This is a genomic window from Clostridioides sp. ZZV15-6598 (assembly GCF_020657705.1).
Lineage (GTDB): Bacteria > Bacillota > Clostridia > Peptostreptococcales > Peptostreptococcaceae > Clostridioides > Clostridioides difficile_F.
Genome location: NZ_JAGWCS010000210.1, coordinates 1 through 4176 on the forward strand (window position 1 = coordinate 1; position 4176 = coordinate 4176).

The 4176-nt window shown below is 26.7% G+C and carries 4 protein-coding genes; 3 read left to right on the top strand and 1 reads right to left on the bottom strand.

Features of this window, described 5'->3' with window-relative positions; genetic code table 11:
* Window positions 1-479 precede the first annotated feature (479 nt).
* Window positions 480-848 (bottom strand): helix-turn-helix domain-containing protein, encoded by a 369-nt coding sequence (locus KGF50_RS20560; protein WP_227849780.1) that lies wholly within the window; start codon window positions 846-848, stop codon window positions 480-482.
* 158 nt (window positions 849-1006) lie between these two features.
* Here KGF50_RS20560 and KGF50_RS20565 point away from each other — a divergent pair, with 158 nt between their 5' ends.
* The 3 genes from KGF50_RS20565 to KGF50_RS20575 all read left to right on the top strand — a co-directional run bounded on the left by KGF50_RS20565 (window position 1007) and on the right by KGF50_RS20575 (window position 4048).
* Entirely contained in the window at window positions 1007-1330 is a 324-nt protein-coding gene (locus KGF50_RS20565; RefSeq protein WP_227849781.1) for a BlaI/MecI/CopY family transcriptional regulator, read from the top strand.
* A gap of 461 nt (window positions 1331-1791) precedes the next feature.
* On the top strand, window positions 1792-2853 hold the full coding sequence (locus KGF50_RS20570; RefSeq protein WP_227849782.1) for a hypothetical protein: 1062 nt from the start codon (window positions 1792-1794) through the stop codon (window positions 2851-2853).
* 1042 nt (window positions 2854-3895) lie between these two features.
* Window positions 3896-4048, top strand: a complete 153-nt coding sequence (locus KGF50_RS20575) for a type I toxin-antitoxin system toxin (protein ID WP_227483916.1) — start codon at window positions 3896-3898, stop codon at window positions 4046-4048.
* Window positions 4049-4176 lie beyond the last annotated feature (128 nt).

The following is a 4176-nucleotide window of genomic DNA, read 5'->3' on the forward strand; positions in this document are numbered from 1 at the left end:
TTTTTATTATACCATTATTTAAAAATATTATTAAGTATTAAATACACTTTTTTAAATTCTAAATATTGTACTCTATGTATATGTAATTATTAATTTAAAATTTTTTATATGATATGTTATGCTGAGCCTCATGTAGTAAATTTACAACGAGCCTTAATGACTTGTATAAATATTCCATTAAAACAAAATTAGGAAGGCTTAAAATGGCTTATATGAGTTCTAATAAAAAAGTAGGCGGCTTGAAAAAGGTAATCTACTATTTTTTGTAGGATTGGTGGTATTGCTGACATACAACTGACAAATGAACTATAAAAACTTACCCAGTAGGGGTACGAAAGTGTTGCTATTACTGGGTTTTATAAAACAATGGCATAAAATACATAATTTTATGTCTTTTCTACTGACAACACAAAAAAGCCTCTAAGCATTGAAATAACTAATGTTCAGAGGTTTTATCTTTAAAATTAAATTTTATCTATTTAATATCTATTTTCTGTTTTGTTTTGAAACATTTTAACACTTCTCATAGAATCTTTTGTAGTTTTTACTACATCAACAATAACTCTTATCTCATATTCATTACAGTCACTTATAACTTCTTGTAATTCTTTTTCAAAAACAACTTTAGAGTCTAAGATTGTATCACACAATAATTCATCTATTGAAACATGTAAAGTATTAGCAATCGAAATTAAAGTTGGCAGACTGACACTAGAACCACCTCGCTCAATGTTTGACATGTGCTGAGGAGTTATATTTACTAATTCTGATAAAGTATCTTGTGTAAGTCTTTTCTTTATTCTAGCAATTTTTATCCGTTGTCCAATCGCTCTAAAATCTAAGTCCATTTTTTACTTATTCCTTTCAGCTACTATTTTTGTATATTGTAACCTTTTCAGAATTGTATTATAATAAACTCACTAAAATAATATCTGTAAAATCTTTCATTTGAAAGAAATAAAAAATATTCTTTTTAAATTATTTAATAATAGAAAGAAGGTGTGTAATGATTAGAAAACTTTCACCAGCAGAATTAAAAGTTATGAAATTTATTTGGAATAAGAACGATATAGTGACATCAAAAGAAGTCATAGAAGCGAAGGAGCAAGATTGTAATTGGAAAGCAACAACTACATTGACTATTTTATCAAGATTAGTTAATAAACGCTTTTTAAGTGCTGAGAGAATAAAGCGAATGGCACACTATACAATACTTATTACTAAAAAAGAATATGTAAAGTTTGAAACAAAAATGTTCTTAGCTGATATACATTCTAATTCAATAGAAAGTCTAATTGATTCTTTGATAGACTGCACTAAAAAAAAGTAGCAACTTAATAAGTTTTAATATTTTAAAATCATTCGTTCTATAGTTGTAGTATATAGAATTGTCGTTTTGTAAAATTCATGAAAAAGTATAAAAAACACATCCATTTCCATACTTAAAAAAAATTTTCGTCTGTATGTAAAAATAGACATACCAACCCGTACGAATGTTCTATAAATATAGAATTATTTGTCTGTAAATTATGTTTAATATACTATGTTTAATAGCTGAAAAGCATTGCAAAAAGGGGGGTATATATGGTATGTGAAAGGCTAGAGAAAGTTTTATTTTGTTGTAGTCCTTCCATTTCCATAACACCAAAAGTCCTAAAATACTAATGTTAAACTACCCCTTAATTAGTGGTGTTATAAAGTGAAAATTTTAATTTTGTAATCATAGTTTTAGCCTAGAAAATATTGCTAATTTGTGATTTGAAAAATGATTTCGTTAAGAGGGGTATGGGGATGATAGATAGAGTTAACTTATATAAAAATGTAAAGCTAGATACAAGTAAGTTTAGTTTAAAGCTAAAAAAGAACTATGATGAATATATAGAATATACTGGAGAAGTAAAAAAAGTTATTTCTTCATACATACTCACTTGGAATGGAGTAAGGTTTCTATATGCTGTAAATTCAAATAAAATATATGTGAATGGTAGACTTGTAATGTTGCTTAGAGAAGGTAACCATGTACATAACATAGATGATTTGTATAGTTACAGAGAAGAAATAAGACAAAAGATAAATAATAAGCTTAAAGAGTTATTTAACATAGAGTTAGATATATTAGAGTTTACAGTTGCAAGCATGGAGGTAACATTTAATATTTATAATGTAAATGCAGATTTGTATTTAAGACTATTTAATCAGATTATAAAAGATAAAGCTGATAGTAGATATATTAACTACGTCGATCGAAATAACATAGACACAAACACGAGCGTTTACATAAAGTCTAAGAATAATTATAAGAGCAACATAAATAAAACATACACTATTAATTTTTACAACAAATTAGAGCAACTGAAAACATTAAAAAGTAAAGCAGATATGTATAAGAGTAGTATAAATATAAATGAGATTGACTTGGAGCTTGCGACTAATACTTTAAGATTAGAGGTTAAGTGTGCAAATTATGAACTCAAAAAGTATGGTAAGACATTTAAAACATACTATGATGATATATACATATGCAGAGATATAGTCTTAACTAAGTATAAGAGATTCATCTGTAGCACTAGACTAGACTTTTACAATTACTTTGAAGCTAAGAAAATAGTCCAAGAGACAAATAAACTAAAAACTAATAGTAAAAAGAAGCTATTACAATATTTAGAGTTAAGATATGCTAAAAAGAAAAAGTATTCTAAACAAGAACTAAAGAAATATTTTAAGATGTTAGAAGCTTTAAATATAGCCCCTGCACTCATAAAAACAGTTTACAAAACAAACAAATTAGATAGTCCGATTAAACTTTTAGACCAAAAAATAGAAAAATTGATGGAAAATGCTAGTAATATTTGATAACTAGAATTATAATTAACTTATATAAAAAATTGAATATAAAAAAAGACTACTACCTCAAGTTTGGTCGCCAAACCAATTTTGAGTTAATACTAACTATCTCGACATAGCATAGTAAATAGTAATCTTTTAACTATAGTTTAAAATACTAAATGTTTTGGAGAACATAAAGTATATAAAATATAGCTGTTATCTTCTTAGATATACATAGATTATAAAAGATGCAAGACAAAAAATCAAGATGATAACGATAAAAGATGATTGATTACAAGCTTTGTTCAGATGGTGGACAAGGCTTTTTTTAATGCGATAAATGCGAGAGTGGTTATAGGAATAACACTCTATATAAAAATAAAAAACTGACGAGTTAATCACTCGTGACAGTGCCGTTTGAGGGGGAGGGACAATTTCTTAGACAAGCTAATAAAGTAATAAGGCTTTAGAAGTGGAGTGCCTGTCCTAGTGTGGGGCGACTGTGAAGGAATGATTATCCTACTTGATAATACTAGACCTAAGCGAGTTTGAACAGTTGACGTTGAATAAGTTTCTACATAGATACAAATAAAACGTAGGGTATACGGATACCTCATGAAAAAGTGGTGTTGTATATCCTCTTATATCTTAAATATATTTTGGGATATAGGGGGAGAATAGCCATTTCCTAATTCCCTATGGTGTAGCATTGGTTGATAGAAAAATCAATTAAAATAATACTTTTAAAATCTTTAAGGCTATGAGGGGGTAAGGTATGAACTGTAACGAATGTAACGGTTGTAATAGGGTATTTTTGTACTAAAAAGTAAATATGATTAGTTACTAAACTTATGTAACATAGTTTAAATATAGAGTAATAGAAATGAATATAAAAGAGTTGATAATAAAATGATATAAAGTAAAGTGAATAACTACTTTATCTAGATTTTAAAAATGGTAATTTATGTTATAATAATTTTAACAAGAAGATGTAACCTATAATCTAAGAGTGGAGTTCATACAAAGAAAAAACCTTACTTCTGAATTTTATGGAAGGAGGTGAAGAAGTATGGACGTATTTTTACTAAGTGTATTAGCAAGTTTAATTGCTAGTCTAATAGTTTATTTAATAAATAAATTATTTAAGATAAAAGTAAAAAGCCACTCTACGGCAAAGAGTGACTTTGATTTTGAACTAAAAATTAAGTTCAAAAAAGATTAATCTAAATTAGTGAACTCTACTCTATTGCATATTAGAATATAGTTCTTCTTGTTTTTATTATACCATTATTTAAAAATATTATTAAGTATTAAATACACTTTTTTAAATTCTAAATATTGTACTCTATG